The organism is Acrocarpospora sp. B8E8 (genome assembly GCF_039871605.1).
Classification (GTDB): domain Bacteria; phylum Actinomycetota; class Actinomycetes; order Streptosporangiales; family Streptosporangiaceae; genus Acrocarpospora; species Acrocarpospora macrocephala.
In genome coordinates this window covers 95,181-109,476 of the sequence record NZ_JBDPLV010000022.1, presented here as the reverse complement: position 1 = coordinate 109,476, position 14,296 = coordinate 95,181, and the positions used below count along the sequence as shown (strand labels likewise).

Sequence of the window (14,296 nt, the reverse complement as noted above, 5' to 3'; positions counted from 1 at the left end):
GGAGACGGCTCGGCGCGGGCAGATATCGGGGGCAAGGGGGAGGGCGCAAAGGAGTGGTCATAGGGGGTGAGATCTTCGTGGGGGTCGGTTGTTTGGGGGTTTTTGGGGGGTGATATTTCGGGCTTGTGATCGCCTGGCCGCATACTTCGGGGCTGGGGTGCCAAGTAGGGCGGTATGGATGTTGGGGGCGTGCTGCTGGTGGTTGTGGTCGTCACGGCGTTGTCCTTTGACTTCACCAATGGGTTTCATGACACGGCGAACGCGATGGCGACATCGATCGCGACGGGGGCGTTGCGGCCGAAGGTAGCGGTGGGGTTGTCGGCGGTGTTGAACTTCGCGGGGGCGTTTCTGTCGTTGAAGGTGGCGGCGACGATCGCGACGGGGATCGTGGAGACGGGGGCGATCACGCTTACCGTGGTGTTCGCGGGGTTGATCGGGGGGCTCGCCTGGAATCTGTTGACCTGGTATTTCGGGATTCCGTCGAGCTCGTCGCATGCGCTGATCGGCGGGGTGGTGGGGGCGACGCTGATCGCGGCGGGGGCTTCGGCGGTCAAGGGGAAGGAGCTGGTCTCGCACGTGCTGATCCCGGCCGTGCTCGCCCCGCTGACGGCGATCGTGGCGGCCACCCTCGGCACCTTCCTCGTGTACGTCATCACCAGAAGAGTCCCGGAAGGCATCCGGAGCCAGGGGTTCAGGCTGGGGCAGATCGGATCCGCGTCGCTGGTCTCGCTGGCGCACGGAACCAACGACGCGCAGAAGACCATGGGCGTCATCACGCTCGCGCTGATCACCGGTGGGGTGATCAGCCCGGACGCGGGGGTGCCGTTCTGGGTGATCGTGGCCAGTGCGACCTCGATCTCGCTGGGCACGTATCTGGGCGGCTGGCGAGTGATCCGTACCTTGGGCAAGGGCCTGACGGAGATCGAGACGCCGCAGGGGTTCGCGGCCGAGAGCTCCTCGGCGGCGGTGATCTTCTCCTCGTCGCACTTCGGGTTCCCGCTGTCCACCACCCAGGTGTGCGCCGGTTCGGTGATCGGCGCCGGTCTCGGGAAGCGGCTGGCCGAGGTGCGCTGGGGGGTCGCCGCCCGGATGGGCGTGGCCTGGCTGATCACCCTCCCGGCGGCCGCGCTGGTCGGCGCGCTGGCGTGGGCGAGCGCGAACGGCATCGGCGGCAGCCTGGGCGTGCTCACGGTCTTCTGCGTCTCCGCAGTGCTGTCCGGCGGTCTCTACCTGTTGTCCCGCCGCGCCCCGGTCAACGCCGGCAACGTCAACGACAAGTGGACCGCGAAGGAGCGGTCGGCATGAACGACTGGCTCGACCTGGCCGCCCTGGGGCGCGTCCTGGTCGCCTCCTTGGTGGCAGGTGCGGGCCTGGCCACCGTGTTCTCCCTCGCGCTCGTCGGCTTGTCCTCCGGGAAGCTCATCGGCCGTGCCGGAGCGGGCCTGTGCCTGCTGGTGGTCGTGGCGGGTGTCGCCCTCGGCCTGCACGTGATGCTGCAGAAGTGACTAATCCTCGTAGAACACCCGCTCGACGACGAGGCGGGCGCGGCGGGTGGCGCGGCGGTAGTCGTCGATGAAGTCCTCGGAGCCGTCGGGTGGGTAGCCCAGGGTGCGGGAGATGAGGGCGCGTTCCTTGACCAGGCCGGGGATGCTGTCGGCGGCGCGCCCGCGGACCAGCATGATGGCGTCGCGGACGCGGGAGGCGAAGCGCCAGGCGTCGATGAGGGTGGTCTCGTCGCCGGGGTCGAGCAGGCCGGCGGCGACGGCGGCGCGCAGGGTGTTCAGGGTGGTGGTGGTGCGCAGGGCGGGGACGCGCCCGGCGTGCCGGAGCTGGAGCAGCTGGGCGACCCATTCCACGTCGGAGAGACCGCCGCGGCCGAGCTTGGTGTGCAGGGTGGGGTCGGCGCCGCGCGGGAGGCGCTCGGCCTCCATCCGGGCCTTGAGCTTGCGGATCTGGAGCACGGCTTCGGCGGAGATGCCGTCGGCGGGGTAGCGGAGCGGGTCGATGAGGTCGACGAACTCGGCGCCGAGGGCGGGGTCGCCGGCGCAGAAGCGGGCGCGCAGCAGGGCCTGGGCTTCCCAGTGGGAGGACCAGCGGTCGTAGTAGGCGCGGTAGGACGACAGCGTCCGTACCAGAGGGCCTTGGCGGCCTTCGGGGCGCAGGCCCGCGTCGACGCCGAGGGGTGGGTCGGGGGCGGGGAGGGAGAGCAGGCGGCGCAGTTCCTCGGCGACGGCGTGGGCGGCGTCGGTGGCGTCCTTCTCCTCGGCGCCGGGGATCGGGGAGTGCACGAACATGACGTCGGCGTCGCTGCTGTAGGAGCATTCGAAGCCGCCGAGGCGGCCCATCGCGATGACCGCGATCCGGGTGGGGAACTCGCCGCGGCGTTCCACCGCGACCTTGTTGATGGCGGCGTCCAGGGCGCCCTGGATGGTGACGTCGTTGAGCGCGGACAGGGCCTGGCCCACGGTTTCGATGTCGATGTAGCCGGCCAGGTCCGCGCCTGCCGTACGGAAGAGTTCGCGGCGGCGGAGGGCGCGGATGGAGGCGACGGCGGTTTCGGCGTCGGAACCGTGGCGGGCGACGGTGGCGGCGATCTCGGCGTGCAGCGCCTCGACGGGGCGGACGGCGAGGTCGGTAGCGGAGCCGAGCATGGCGACCGCGTCGGGGGCGTGCAGCAGCAGGCCGGTGATGTAGCGGCTGGTGCCGAGCAGGAGGGCGAGTTGCTCGGCGACGGCGGTCTCGTCGCGGAGCAGGCGCAGGTACCACGGCGTGGTGCCGAGTTTGTCGCTGATCTGGCGGAAGCCGAGCAATCCCGCGTCGGGGTCGGGGGCGTTGGCGAACCAGCCGAGCATGACCGGGAGCAGGGTCCGCTGGATCGCGGCGCGGCGGGAGACGCCGCTGGTCAGCGCGCTGATGTGGCGCAGCGCCCCGGCCGGGTCGGCGTAGCCGAGGGCTTCCAGGCGGGCTTGGGCGGCGGTGGTGGACAGGCGGGTCTCCTCGGAGGGGAGCCGGGCGGCGGCCTGGAGCAGCGGTCGGTAGAAGAGCTTCTCGTGCAGTCGCCGGACTTCGAGGGCGTGCCGCTTCCAGGTGGTCGTGAACTGGCCGACCGGATCGGTCGCCATGCCGAGGCCGCGCCCGATCCGGCGCAGGTCGGCGACGTCCGACGGCACCATGTGGGTACGGCGCAGCCGGTGCAGCTGGATCAGATGCTCGACCTGCCGGAGGAACGTGTACGCCTCCGCCAGCGCCTTCGCGTCCTCCCGCCCGACATATCCCCCACGGGACAGCGCGGCCAGCGCCGACAGGGTGGCCCGGCGGCGCAGCAGCGGATCCGAGCGCCCGTGCACGAGCTGCAGCAGCTGCACCGCGAACTCGATGTCCCGCAGCCCGCCGGGCCCGAGCTTGATCTGCCGTTCCGCCTCGCTGACCCGCACGTGCGCCTCGACCCGGCGGCGCATGGCCTGCACGTCCTCGACGAAGTTGTCGCGCGTGGCGGCCTGCCACACCATCGCGTTGACGGCCTCGACATAGACGCCGCCGAGCTCCAGGTCACCCGCGACCGGGCGGGCCTTCAGCAGCGCCTGGAACTCCCACGTCTTGGCCCAGCGGCGGTAGTACGCGAGATGGCTGTCCAGCGTCCGGACCAGGGGCCCCAGCTTGCCCTCGGGGCGCAGGTTGGCGTCCACCTCCCAGAGCGTGCCCTCGGGTGTGGTGGTGGAGCAGGCCCGCATCATGCTCTGGGCCAGCCGGGTGGCGACCTGGAGGGCGCGGGTCTCCTCGACGCCCTCCTTCGGCTCGGCCACGAAGATCACGTCCACGTCGGAGATGTAGTTGAGCTCGCGCGCGCCGCACTTGCCCATGCCGATCACCGCGAGCCGCACGTCGAGCGCCTCGGGCACCTCGGCCCTGGCGATGGCCAGCCCGGCCTCCAGCGCGGCGCCGGCCAGGTCGGCCAGCTCGGCGGCCGTCCCGGCCAGGGTGATCTCGCCGGTCACGTCCCGCCCGGCCAGGTCCAGCAGCCTGCCCCGGTAGGCGGCGCGCAGCGCGTCCATGGCGGCGGTCGCCGGCAGGCCGGCGACCGGTTCCGGCAGGTACGCGTCCGCCCCGACCGCGAACAGCAGCTCGTCGCGGGCGCTCAAAGGGTCCTCGTGCTCGTGGTGGCGCAGCTGCTCCGGGTGGCGGACCGCGTGGTCGCCGAGGGCGGCGCTGAGGCCGAAGACGGCGATCATGCGGTGCCGGAGCGCGGGGTCGGCGCGGAAGCTTCCGAGCATGCTCGGATCGCGCTCGACCAGCCGGTTCAGGGCGGTCAGCGCCAGATCCGGGTCGGCTGCGGCGATCAGATCCGCGAGCAGGTCGAGATCGCCGACCGCCTCCGGTCCGAGTTCGTCCAGCAGCCGTTCGGCCCTGGCCCCGTCGGCGAAGCCGAGTCGGGCCAGGCGCCCGGCCGTGGTCTGCATCCGGGACGCGGTGTTCACCGCCCCTTCCTCCGCCTCGATGTCCGCGACGTCAACTCGCAACTAATCTTCCTTCTCGGAGAGAACCACTCCAACATGGCGCGCCCCGTTAAGGCCATGTCGTTGACTTCGCACACGGTAACTCGCCGCCTTGTGCGCGTCGTTAGCGGTTTCTGTCCGTAATCAGGTCATCACGCGGTTTGGCCACGCACCCGCGTGGCGTGCTCGGCCACGACGGCGGCGAATGCCTCCGCGAGCGGGCGCCAATGCGCCTGCAATCGTGACCTGGCCGCGTCGACCTGGGAATTCAACTCGCCGACTGGATGGCCGGTCAAGCCGGTCGTCCATTCGCGGAAAATGTCCGGAGTGGCCTCCGGGTGGAACTGGACTGCCCACGCATTGTCGCCGAGGCGATATGCCTGATTCGGGTAGGTGTCGCCGGTGGCCAGTAATACCGCTTGTGCCGGCAATGTGGTCATCGCGTCGTAGTGGTATTGCACCGCGACCGACTGGGGCGCTGCCACGCCCGCGAAGAGCCGGTCGGCGCGGGCCTCCGGCAGCATGTGAATCGTGCCCGCGCCGATCTCCAGCCCTGGCCCGCCGCGGCGCACCTCGCCGCCGCAGGCGAGCGTCATGAGCTGGGCGCCAAGGCAGATGCCGAGCACGGGCGCACCGTCGTCGACGGTGGCCTTGATCAGGTCGCGGGTGGCCGGCAGCCAGGGATACTCCTCGTCGTCCCACGCGGAGGCGGCGCCGCCGAGCACGAGCAGCCCGTCCTGCACTCGATCGGGTACGGGTTCCCCCAGGTAGGGCCGTACGACCGCGGTTTCCACCCCGGCCAGCCACGCCGCGAAATAGCCGAGCCCGGCCTCTGCTTCATGCTCAATCACGACAACGCGCGCATCCATGGACAGATCATAAGGAAAGGCTCGACCGAGGGTCAGGGGCGGTGTCCTTTAGGTTGTCCGGGAATGCCCAGTATCGTCGAACGGACGATCGATCGTGAGGAGACGGCCATGGAGTTCGACCGCGTACCCGTGCCCGGTGGCGACCTGCGGATCGCGCGGTTCGGGAGCGGGTCCCGGCTGATCATCGCGGTGCACGGGATCACCGCGTCGCTGATGGCCTGGCAGCGGGTCGGGTCGTCGTTACCGGCGGGGTGGTCCATGGTGGCCATGGATCTGCGCGGGCGGGGGCACAGCGCGGGCGTTTCCGGGCCGTACGGGCTGCGCCGGCATGCCGAGGATGTCGAGCGGGTGGCGGAGTACGTGGGGGCGGATGAGACGAGCGTGCTCACCGGACATTCGATGGGGGCGTATGTGGCGGTGCTGCACGCGGTTGAGCGGCAGTATGCCCGGACTGTTCTGGTCGACGGCGGCCTGCCGTTGCCGCTTCCGCCGGATATTTCGGCAGATGATCTGCTGGAGCTCAGTCTGGGTCCGGCGATCGCCCGGTTGAGCCAGACGTTCGCCGATGTCGAGGCGTATGTCGGGTTCTTCAAGGAGCATCCCGCGCTGGCGGACTGGACCGCGGCGATGGAGGACTATGTGCGTTATGACGCGCTCGAAATCGAGGGTGGCGTGCGGTCGCGCGTGCGGGAGGACGCGGTTCGCACCGATGGGCGCCAGCTGCTCACCGAAGGGGAGGCGATCGGCGCGGCGCTGCGTGCCATCAAGTCGCCGCTGTATCTGCTCAGGGCTCCGCGTGGGCTGCTGAACCAGGAGATCGGGCTGATCCCCGACGCGCTGGCCGAATCCTGGACCGCCCAGCTGCCGGGGCTGCGCGACGAGGTGGTTCCGGACTGCAATCACTACACGATCGCGTTCCATGACCGGTGTGTCGGGGTTGTGGTCGATCGGTTGACCCTTGACCCAGCTATATAATTCCGGAATTGATATTGTTTATCTGGTATAAGTTCTGGTGTGGCGAGTGATCCGGAACTCATCAGCCAGTTGCTCGATCATCTGGAGGATGTCCGCGGCCGGTTGAGCGCTCCCCGGCGGGCGCGGCTCGACGGGCTCATCAAGGACCTTCAGGACGCGGGCGGCGATATGGCCGCCATCGGCGAGCTGGCCGTCGAGTTGCGGATCGAGCTCCAGCTGGCTGGGCTGCCTGAAGACCATCCGGTACGGCGTGCTCTCCCCACCGGGACCCGGCTGAATCCGGCGTTCCCGGTTGTCGACTGGGGCGATGTGATCGCGCGGCTCCAGCCGGAAGATCTGCGCAGAGTGATTCATCGGAGGCTGCTGGCGGCTCCGGCGTATCGGCTGGATGAGGTGGAGGGACACGACGATCCCGATCTCATCCGGCTGGAACGGGCGGATGGGGTTGTGCAGGTGCCCGCCTTCCAGTTCAGGGAGCGGCGGCCGCGAGCGCTGGTGTTGCGGATCAATCGGTTGCTGGAGGCTGATGAGGATCCGTGGGGGGTCGCGGGGTGGTGGCTGGGGCCGAACGCCTGGCTGGGGAGTGTTCCGGCTGAACTGCTGGATAAGCCCAGGGAGCCGGATCTGATGCTGGCGGCCCGCGCGCTCGTGGAGGGGCCCTGATGCCGGTTCCGGCGCCGCCGGCGCGTTGCCCCAATTCGCCGCGATCCCAGGTGATTCCGGCGGGTACCCGGCTGTGGCGGGTGCATGGCGCCGAGCTTTCCGCGGCGTCGTTCAATCCCACGCAGACCGATCCGCATTGGGGTGGTGGCCGCTTCGACAGTACGAAGCTTTGCGAACCGCCGTATTCCTACCTTTACGCGGCGCATGATCCGGGCACCGCGCTCGCCGAGACGGTGATGCGGGATATTCCGTTCTCCGATCGTGGCCACTGTTCGGTGCCGCGTAAGGCGATCAAGGGGCGGATGTTGTCGCAGATCGAGCTTGTCCGGGATGTCACCGTGCTTGAGCTGGTCAAACCTGATGATTTCACTGGGGTGTGCGCGAAGATCTCACTGATTCGGGCCGATGCCGCGGAGTATGGGCAGACTCGGCGCTGGGCGGACTGGCTGCGCCGGAACCAGGCGTGGGCGGAGGGGTTTCGCTGGCAGTCCAATCCCAGCATGACCAATTTGGTGCTGGTCTTCTTCGGCGATCGCTGCGACAACGGCGACGCCGTTCGCCACGTGGCTGGGAGCGGTGTCCTCCTGGATGACCCTGGCTACCTGGACGAACTGAACAAATCTCTCCGACCGTATGGTGGCTACGTGCATCCCCTCAGGAAACGCCCTGGTGGGTGAACGCGGCCCAGATCGCGGGATCCGCGAAGTCCAGCTCCCCGATCACCTCGTCAAGCTCCTGGGCAAGGTCGTCCGGCACCCGCCGTCCCGGATCCAGCATCCACCGCTGCGCCCGGGCAAGAGCCACGCTCGGCTCCCCGTCACCCAGGAAACGATGAAATATCACCATAAAGACGGCCGTGCGGACATTGTCATCGATTGCCCATCTTGATCCGACGACTCCCCGAGCACCCGCCGCGAGAAACGCCGTGGCCAGGGTCAGTGCCTCATCGTGATCCCCGTCCGACAAGTCACTAGTACAAGCAGACAGCACCACAAGCCCACCCCCCGCCCCGCCACCCCGGCCAAGCACCCGCTGCACCGGAACCTTCTCCCCATCGGCGACTTCCAACGCCGAATCCGCCGAAATCACCGAAGACCGGGCATGCCCCGCGAAGTGCACCACCGAATACCCACCCGCGACAACATCGAGCACCGCCTCCGCCGTAGCGGCCGGCACATCGCGACTACGCAACCACTTCCCCAGCCGAACAGCTCCGGGGTATTCGTGTTCAAAGAGCCGCGCACACTCCCACATGGCCCAGGCGAGATCAGGACTAGAAATCAACACAGGCGCCTGACGCGGCGGCAACACCGGCCGAACCGCAGCCGCGACAAACTGCCTGGCAGACGCCACATACGAGATCGTCGCCCGCTGACACGCATACACCCGCCCGACATTTGCCGAAATTTCCCCAGTCGGCTTGGGAGCGGGATCTCTACGCGCGTGGGGCGCAGAGGCGCGACCAGCAAGGTGGGCCGGATCCCGAGAGGCAAGATCGGCATTCCCGCCAGACAGATGCCCAGCATCTTCGGACACGGCACCGGCAGCCCCACCGGACACGCGCACCGCATCCCCGGACACAACACCGGCGGCCCCGCCTGACAAATGCCCGACATCACCAGACACCGCACCGGCAATCCCACCGGGCACGCGCACCCCATGCCAAGGGACGATTCCGAGGGTTCCTCCTGGGACCAGGACGATGGACGGTTCGTCTTCGCTGATTTCCTCGAGGATTGTCGTCATCGCCGCTTCGCCGGCCCAGTCGCAAAGGTCGATCAGTGCCTGGCGCCACCTGAGTTCGGCCCCGGAAACCCCGTTGACCAGCTCGTTCTGGGCTCGCTGGTAACGATCGACGGGGCTGTTGCGACCGGCGTCGAGTTGCGGCAGCACGGTCGTCGTGACCGTTCCGTTCGCCAAGACGGTCAGTGCCCTGCCTGGTCCGAATTCGCTGCGAGGGAGGAGATAGACCAAGGCGTGGCGGTTGGCTTCGCGGAGGGTTTGCGCGATTTCCGCTGGGCCTGGTGGGGTGAGGAGCGCGGCCAGAGAGGTGTCTTCGATGGCGGCGAGGACGCGATGCCGGAGGTCGCCCGGAATCATCAGGCCAGGGGTTCTGATCCGGCCTTCGGGGCCGAGTTCGACGGCGGCGGTTTCCCAGGGGCACGTGGCCGTCCCGGTGCTCAGGTGGGTTTGCCATTCTTCGGCCAGGGAGTCGTGGCCTTGGTCGCGGAGTAGAGCGGGCAGGGCGTCCGCGGCGGTGGCGGAATGAAGGACCATGGCGCGGCCTAGTTCGAGCGCCTCGATCGCCGCTTCCGGCCAGCCGTCGGCGAGAGCCCAGTGCACGGTTTCCAGGGTGTCGTCGCGGGCGGCCTTGGACATGGCCAAGCCACGTTCCGCGCCGGTCTGCAGGAGCACGTCGGCGAGGCGTTCGCGGAGCGCGCGCAACCCCGTGTCGACGGCGCGAGGGTCGCCTTTGAGGCGGTATGCCTGGGCGAGATCAACAAGCAGGATGGGGTAGACGCCGTCCAGCGGACCGGTTCTCCGATCCCGGATGACCGCTTCCAGATGAGCGATGCCCTCGTCCAGATCGCCCCGCTGCCCTCGAATACGAGACCGCTGGATGAGCGCGCTGCCCAGAACGTAGCGATGCGCCCCGGTTTCACCCACGTAGCTGTCCGGGGCGGCGACGACTTCGGTGAGGGTCTGGATGCCCTGATCGAGCAGACGCCGATCACCAGCGGTCAGACCCTTCATGACGGCAGCCAGCCCAGCCTGCCCACGCAACGCCCGCCCATAAAGCCCATCGGCACCAAATCCAGAACCAAACACTGACCCAGAACCGGAGCCCAACCCGGCCCACGAACCAACCGACCCCGATTCCAAGCCAACCGACCCCGGCTGAGCCGATCCCAACCCAGAACTGGACTCCGACCGAGCCGACCCCGACCCCGAACCAACCGACCTCCACCCCGACGAAGCCGCCCCCAGCCCGGAATCGGAGCCCGAGCCAGCCGAACCCGAGTGAGCCGACCCCGACCCAGAACCGGACTGCGACCGAGCCGACCCCGAACGAGCCGACCCGAGCCCAGATCCCAGCCCGGACCCGGCTGCCATCAGTTGGTCGAGGGCGGTCGAGATCGTTCGGGGATCGCCGCTGGTGAGGCCGTGCACTCCATGGGCCCAAGCTCGGAGGGAATTGACCATGGGCAGTTCCGGATGTCCGGGTGGAGTCAGTGCGGCGATCCGGTCCAGGCCGGCGATCATTTGGGCGGCGGTTCGCGGGTTCTGTCGTTGGAGGTACTGGTTGAAGCGCACCAGGACGCGTAGCAGCCACGCCGCCCGGCGGTCGAGCGTGCCTGGGGCGTACTCGGGGGTGTTCATGGCCGCCAGGACGGTGTCGACCTCGTCGAGATAGTGCCCGGCCGCGTCGAGGAGTGCGAGGTCGCGGGTCGTGCCGTACCGGTCGGTCATGGCGGTCGCGGCGATGAAGAGGAGCGGGACCCGCAGGGGATCTTCGGGGCGGTAGGCGTCGATGGCCTGGCGGAGGTGGGTGATGCCCTGGTCGTAGTCGGGGCCGGAGCTGTTTCTGGCCGCGCGGGCCACGTGGGCGCTGCCGAGCACGACGTGCACGGAGGCGGCGTCGATCCCGAGGCCGGCGGGGTCGATCATGGAGGGCAGGTCGGTGAGCACACGGTCGAGGTCGGCGCCCATGGGATCCACGCGCAACGTGGTCAGCACCGCGCCGGACAGCAGCACGAAGGTGCGGGCCCGGAGCGGGTTACCTTCGGGCATCTCGGCGATGGCGGTCACCAGCAGCTCAACGGCCTCCTCGCAGTCGCGCTTGACCGCGAAGGCCGCTCCCCGCTGCCCGATGGCCGCGCCGAGCCGGCTGAGCAGCCACGGCCGCAGCATGTCCCCGTCAGGCAGCCCCGCGAGGACGGCCCTCAGCTCCTCAATGCGCGCGTCCAGCTCTTCGCCCGCCCCAAGAACCGGATCCATCTCCTCCTGAAGCACGGCCGACAAGCTCACCATCTGCGTCCGCCGCGGATCGCTGGCCGGAAGCCGATCCGCCATGGCCCGCACGGTGGCCGCCGCCCGCAGCGAGTCCCCGCCGTTGATCCCCGCCTCGGCGAGCGTGACCATCGACAACAACGCCGCGACGTCCTGATCGGCGGGATTCAGCTCGGCGGCACGTTCCAAATGCGCTCGCGCCTCCACGATCCGGTCGATGTTGGCGGGCAGATTCATCGCTTCCGTCGCCCGTACCGCCATGCCGAGATCGAACTCCCCCGGCGGCGGCGCGAAGCCGCGTAGCAGCAACTCCCCCAGATACCTGTGCGCCCGGGCCTCCAGCGGAGTCCCGGCCACCCCTGGCTCGGTGAGTGTGCGGCGCACCCAGTCGGCGGCGGTGTCCGCGTCGCCGCAGGTGTCGTACGACAAAGCCAGGTTGCGCCCCAGCTCGACCCGCAAGCTGTCATCCTCGACGAGCCCATGCGCCGAAGCCATCAGTTCGATGGCCCGATCGATCTCCCCGGCGTGCGCGGATGACGTCGACGCCCGGAACCCGACCGCCAGCCCGAGCCTGGCCCGGACCTCCGGATCGTCCTGAAGATCGAGAAGCTCCTCCAGGCAGGCGATGATCCGGCCCAGCGGCCGGGGCGCGGGCTGGTCGCCCTCCTGCGTCAGATACTCGATCGCCAGCTGATACAGCAACTCCCCCCGGCCCTCGTCACCAGGCGGCAGCAGCGTGAGCGCCTCCTCCAGGTAGCCGGTCGCGTGCGCCCCATCGGCCGGATCCTGGGTGAGCGCGAACGAGCACGACCGCGCCAGCCCGGCCAGTTGCAGGGCGCCCGCGCCCCGATCCCGCGCCAGGATCCATTCGGCGTGCTCCAGCAACTCCCGCACATCCGCCGGTTCCAGGTCCTCGGTCTCGGCGAGCAGGTCCACCAGCGCCCAGGCCAGCTCCCACCGCCCCACACCCTCGTCGGCCGTCCCCCGCCGCACCCGCAGAGCCGCGACCCGCGCCGCGAATTCACTCACCGTTCCGCCCTCCCGAGATAGAGCGAACTCTAGTCCTCCCTCCCCCCCAGAGGCATGGGTAACTAAAATTGACCTATCCGCTATATGCCACTAATCCGGATTTATATTGCGCGAGGTTGGAAAATTGCTGACACTTGCGCCGTGGTGTCCCCAAGGATCAGGACCCGGCATGCTGCCTGAGCAGGACGAGGAAGTTGATCTAGAGAACGGCTTGGCACGGCTCACCGAGCAGGTGTCCCGCGAGCACGAACGGGCCGCGCACCGCGAGCAGATCATCGACCGCCTGCACGCCGAGAACCAGGACCTGCGCCGCGGCCTGCTCCAGGAGGCCCTCACCCCGGTCCGCTCCGGCCTCTACCGCCTGTACGACACGGTCACCCGCGAAGCCGCCCGGCGCGAAGGAGCCGACCCCGTCGTCCCCCTGCTGGAGGCGATCGCCGAGGAGGTGGCCGAAGTCCTCGCCCGTACCGGCGCGGAACGCCTGGAGGTATCCCCCGGCGACCCGTACGACCCGGCCCTGCACCGCCCGCTCCGCACCGAACCCGGCGAGGACGGCCGGATCGTCGCCGTGGTCTCGGACGGGTTCCGGCTGGCCGAGCAGGACCGCGTACTCCGCAAGGCCGGTGTCGTCATCGGCAGGAACGTTCAGCAAAGCGAGGAGAACGATTGATGGCTGTGCACGGGATCGACCTCGGCACCACCTACTCCTGCATCGCCAGTGTGGACGACGTGAGCCGCCCGACGGTGCACCGCAACCAGGAGGACACCGACACCACGCCCTCGGTCGTCTTCTTCGAGACCCCCGACAACGTGGTGGTCGGCCAGACGGCTAAGGACAGCGCGGTCATCGAACCCGATCTGGTGGTGAGCCGGATCAAGCGCGACATGGGCCACGAGGTCACCCGGACCATGCACGGCCGGCCGTACACGCCGGAGGAGATCTCCGCGTTCGTGCTGCGCAAGCTGGCCGAGGACGCGCGGACGGCAACCGGGATCACGGTCGGCGACGTGGTCATCACCGTCCCGGCGTACTTCGGGGCGGCCGAGCGGGACGCGACCCGCAAGGCGGGGCAGATCGCCGGGCTGAACGTGATCGACATCATCTCCGAGCCGATCGCCGCCGCGATCACCTACGGCGTGCTCAACCCGGGCCAGGACGCCCGCATCCTCGTGTACGACCTGGGTGGCGGCACCTTCGACACGACCGTCATCGCCCTGGTGGACGGCGACATCGAGGTCGTCTGCACCGACGGCGACCACGAGCTGGGCGGCGCCGACTGGGACGACCGGCTGGTGGAGCATTTAGCCGAGCGGTTCCGGCAGGAGCACCCGGACGTGGCCGACCCGCTGGACGACAAGCAGACCGAGCAGCAGCTGCGCCGCGACGCCGAGGAGCTGAAGAAGACGCTCACCACCCGGACCAAGCACGTGGTCCGGGTCATGCACGAGGGCCGGGTGGCCAAGGTCGAGATCACCCGGGAGGAGTTCGAGGGCCTCACCCGCGACCTGCTGGACCGCACGATCGACATCACCCGCAAGACGCTGAACACCGCGCGGGCCAAGGGCGTGGAGGGGTTCGACCACTTGGTGCTGGTCGGCGGCTCGGCCAAGATGCCCGCGGTGACCGAGGCGCTGACCAAGGAGCTCGGGGTCGCGCCGCGGCTGCAGGACCCGGATCTGGCCGTGGCGAAGGGCGCCGCGCTGTACGCGTTCGAGGAGACCTACCGGCGGCTGCTCAGCGCCGGTGACCGGGGCGGGGCCGAGGAGATGGCCGCGCGGGCGGGCCTGTCCGACGGCCAGCGGCAGCAGATCGCCGGGCGCACCATCAAGACGGTCGCGTCCCGCGCGTTCGGCATCAAGGCGACCGCCAGCAACACCCGCCGCGAGTACGTGGCGCATCTGGTCAACGCCAACGACCCGCTGCCCGCCGACGTCACCGAGGGCTTCGCCACCCTGGACGACTTCCAGACCCGGGTGGCCATCGAGGTCATGGAGCAGGCGGGCGCGGTCGCCTCGGACGCCATCGAGGACAACAACAAGATCGCCGAAGGGGATCTGAAGATCCCGCCGGGCAAGCCGGCCGGGTTCCCGATCGAGGTCACCTTCTCCCTGGACACCTCCGGCCTGCTGCACGTCACCGCCAGGGAGGACGAGAGCGGGGAACGGCTGGAGCTGAGCGTGCAGATCGGCGGCATGTCCGAGGAGGAAGTGGCGGAGTCGCGGGCGGCGCTGGCCCGCGTCCAGGTGAGCTGAGCC

10 protein-coding genes are annotated in these 14,296 nt (G+C 69.2%); 7 read left to right on the top strand and 3 right to left on the bottom strand.

The features are described 5' to 3' along the window. Nucleotides 1-189 precede the first annotated feature (189 nt). Together ABGB08_RS22595 and ABGB08_RS22590 are read left to right on the top strand one after the other, a co-directional pair. The gene (locus ABGB08_RS22595) at nt 190-1,305 is read left to right on the top strand and encodes an inorganic phosphate transporter (protein WP_347593336.1); all 1,116 of its coding nucleotides are present in this window, start codon (nt 190-192) and stop codon (nt 1,303-1,305) included. After that, a complete protein-coding gene (locus ABGB08_RS22590) occupies nt 1,302-1,505 on the top strand; it encodes a hypothetical protein (protein ID WP_347593335.1) in 204 nt (67 codons plus the stop codon). Before ABGB08_RS22595 ends, ABGB08_RS22590 begins: the two co-directional genes overlap by 4 nt. Here the strand turns inward: ABGB08_RS22590 and ABGB08_RS22585 are convergent, their stop codons facing one another. Further along, a complete protein-coding gene (locus ABGB08_RS22585) occupies nt 1,506-4,457 on the bottom strand; it encodes a bifunctional [glutamine synthetase] adenylyltransferase/[glutamine synthetase]-adenylyl-L-tyrosine phosphorylase (protein ID WP_347593427.1) in 2,952 nt (983 codons plus the stop codon). Nucleotides 4,458-4,645: 188 nt separating this feature from the next. Next, the gene (locus tag ABGB08_RS22580; protein WP_347593333.1) at nt 4,646-5,362 is read right to left on the bottom strand and encodes a type 1 glutamine amidotransferase; all 717 of its coding nucleotides are present in this window, start codon (nt 5,360-5,362) and stop codon (nt 4,646-4,648) included. 63 nt (nt 5,363-5,425) lie between these two features. On the opposite strand from ABGB08_RS22580, the gene ABGB08_RS22575 reads away from it, so the two are divergent. From ABGB08_RS22575 to ABGB08_RS22565, 3 genes are read left to right on the top strand one after another with little or no spacing between them, the layout of a single operon-like run. Next, nucleotides 5,426-6,337, top strand: a complete 912-nt coding sequence (locus tag ABGB08_RS22575; RefSeq protein ID WP_347593331.1) for an alpha/beta hydrolase — start codon at nt 5,426-5,428, stop codon at nt 6,335-6,337. A gap of 39 nt (nt 6,338-6,376) precedes the next feature. Beyond that, nucleotides 6,377-7,000 (top strand): hypothetical protein, encoded by a 624-nt coding sequence (locus tag ABGB08_RS22570; RefSeq protein WP_347593329.1) that lies wholly within the window; start codon nt 6,377-6,379, stop codon nt 6,998-7,000. Next, a complete protein-coding gene (locus ABGB08_RS22565; protein ID WP_347593327.1) occupies nt 7,000-7,677 on the top strand; it encodes an RES family NAD+ phosphorylase in 678 nt (225 codons plus the stop codon). Before ABGB08_RS22570 ends, ABGB08_RS22565 begins: the two co-directional genes overlap by 1 nt. Here the strand turns inward: ABGB08_RS22565 and ABGB08_RS22560 are convergent. Then, nucleotides 7,655-12,040: a CHAT domain-containing protein gene (locus ABGB08_RS22560; protein WP_347593325.1), complete on the bottom strand. Its 4,386-nt coding sequence runs from the start codon at nt 12,038-12,040 to the stop codon at nt 7,655-7,657. The genes ABGB08_RS22565 and ABGB08_RS22560 overlap by 23 nt on opposite strands. A 169-nt stretch (nt 12,041-12,209) precedes the next feature. On the opposite strand from ABGB08_RS22560, the gene grpE reads away from it, so the two are divergent. Together grpE and ABGB08_RS22550 are read left to right on the top strand one after the other, a co-directional pair. Further along, complete coding sequence (gene grpE / locus ABGB08_RS22555) at nt 12,210-12,710, top strand: nucleotide exchange factor GrpE (protein ID WP_347593323.1); 501 nt, start codon at nt 12,210-12,212, stop codon at nt 12,708-12,710. Next, on the top strand, nt 12,710-14,293 hold the full coding sequence (locus tag ABGB08_RS22550; RefSeq protein ID WP_347593321.1) for an Hsp70 family protein: 1,584 nt from the start codon (nt 12,710-12,712) through the stop codon (nt 14,291-14,293). Before grpE ends, ABGB08_RS22550 begins: the two co-directional genes overlap by 1 nt. Nucleotides 14,294-14,296: the final 3 nt, after the last annotated feature.

Excerpts from the sequence above, each read along its gene's own strand:
- ABGB08_RS22590 (WP_347593335.1), top strand. The coding sequence starts at position 1,302 with ATGAACGACTGGCTCGACCTGGCCGCCCTGGGGCGCGTCCTGGTCGCC.
- ABGB08_RS22585 (WP_347593427.1), bottom strand. The coding sequence starts at position 4,457 with ATGCAGACCACGGCCGGGCGCCTGGCCCGACTCGGCTTCGCCGACGGG.
- ABGB08_RS22580 (WP_347593333.1), bottom strand. The coding sequence starts at position 5,362 with ATGGATGCGCGCGTTGTCGTGATTGAGCATGAAGCAGAGGCCGGGCTC.
- ABGB08_RS22575 (WP_347593331.1), top strand. The coding sequence starts at position 5,426 with ATGCCCAGTATCGTCGAACGGACGATCGATCGTGAGGAGACGGCCATG.
- ABGB08_RS22565 (WP_347593327.1), top strand. The coding sequence starts at position 7,000 with ATGCCGGTTCCGGCGCCGCCGGCGCGTTGCCCCAATTCGCCGCGATCC.
- grpE (WP_347593323.1), top strand. The coding sequence starts at position 12,210 with ATGCTGCCTGAGCAGGACGAGGAAGTTGATCTAGAGAACGGCTTGGCA.
- ABGB08_RS22550 (WP_347593321.1), top strand. The coding sequence starts at position 12,710 with ATGGCTGTGCACGGGATCGACCTCGGCACCACCTACTCCTGCATCGCC.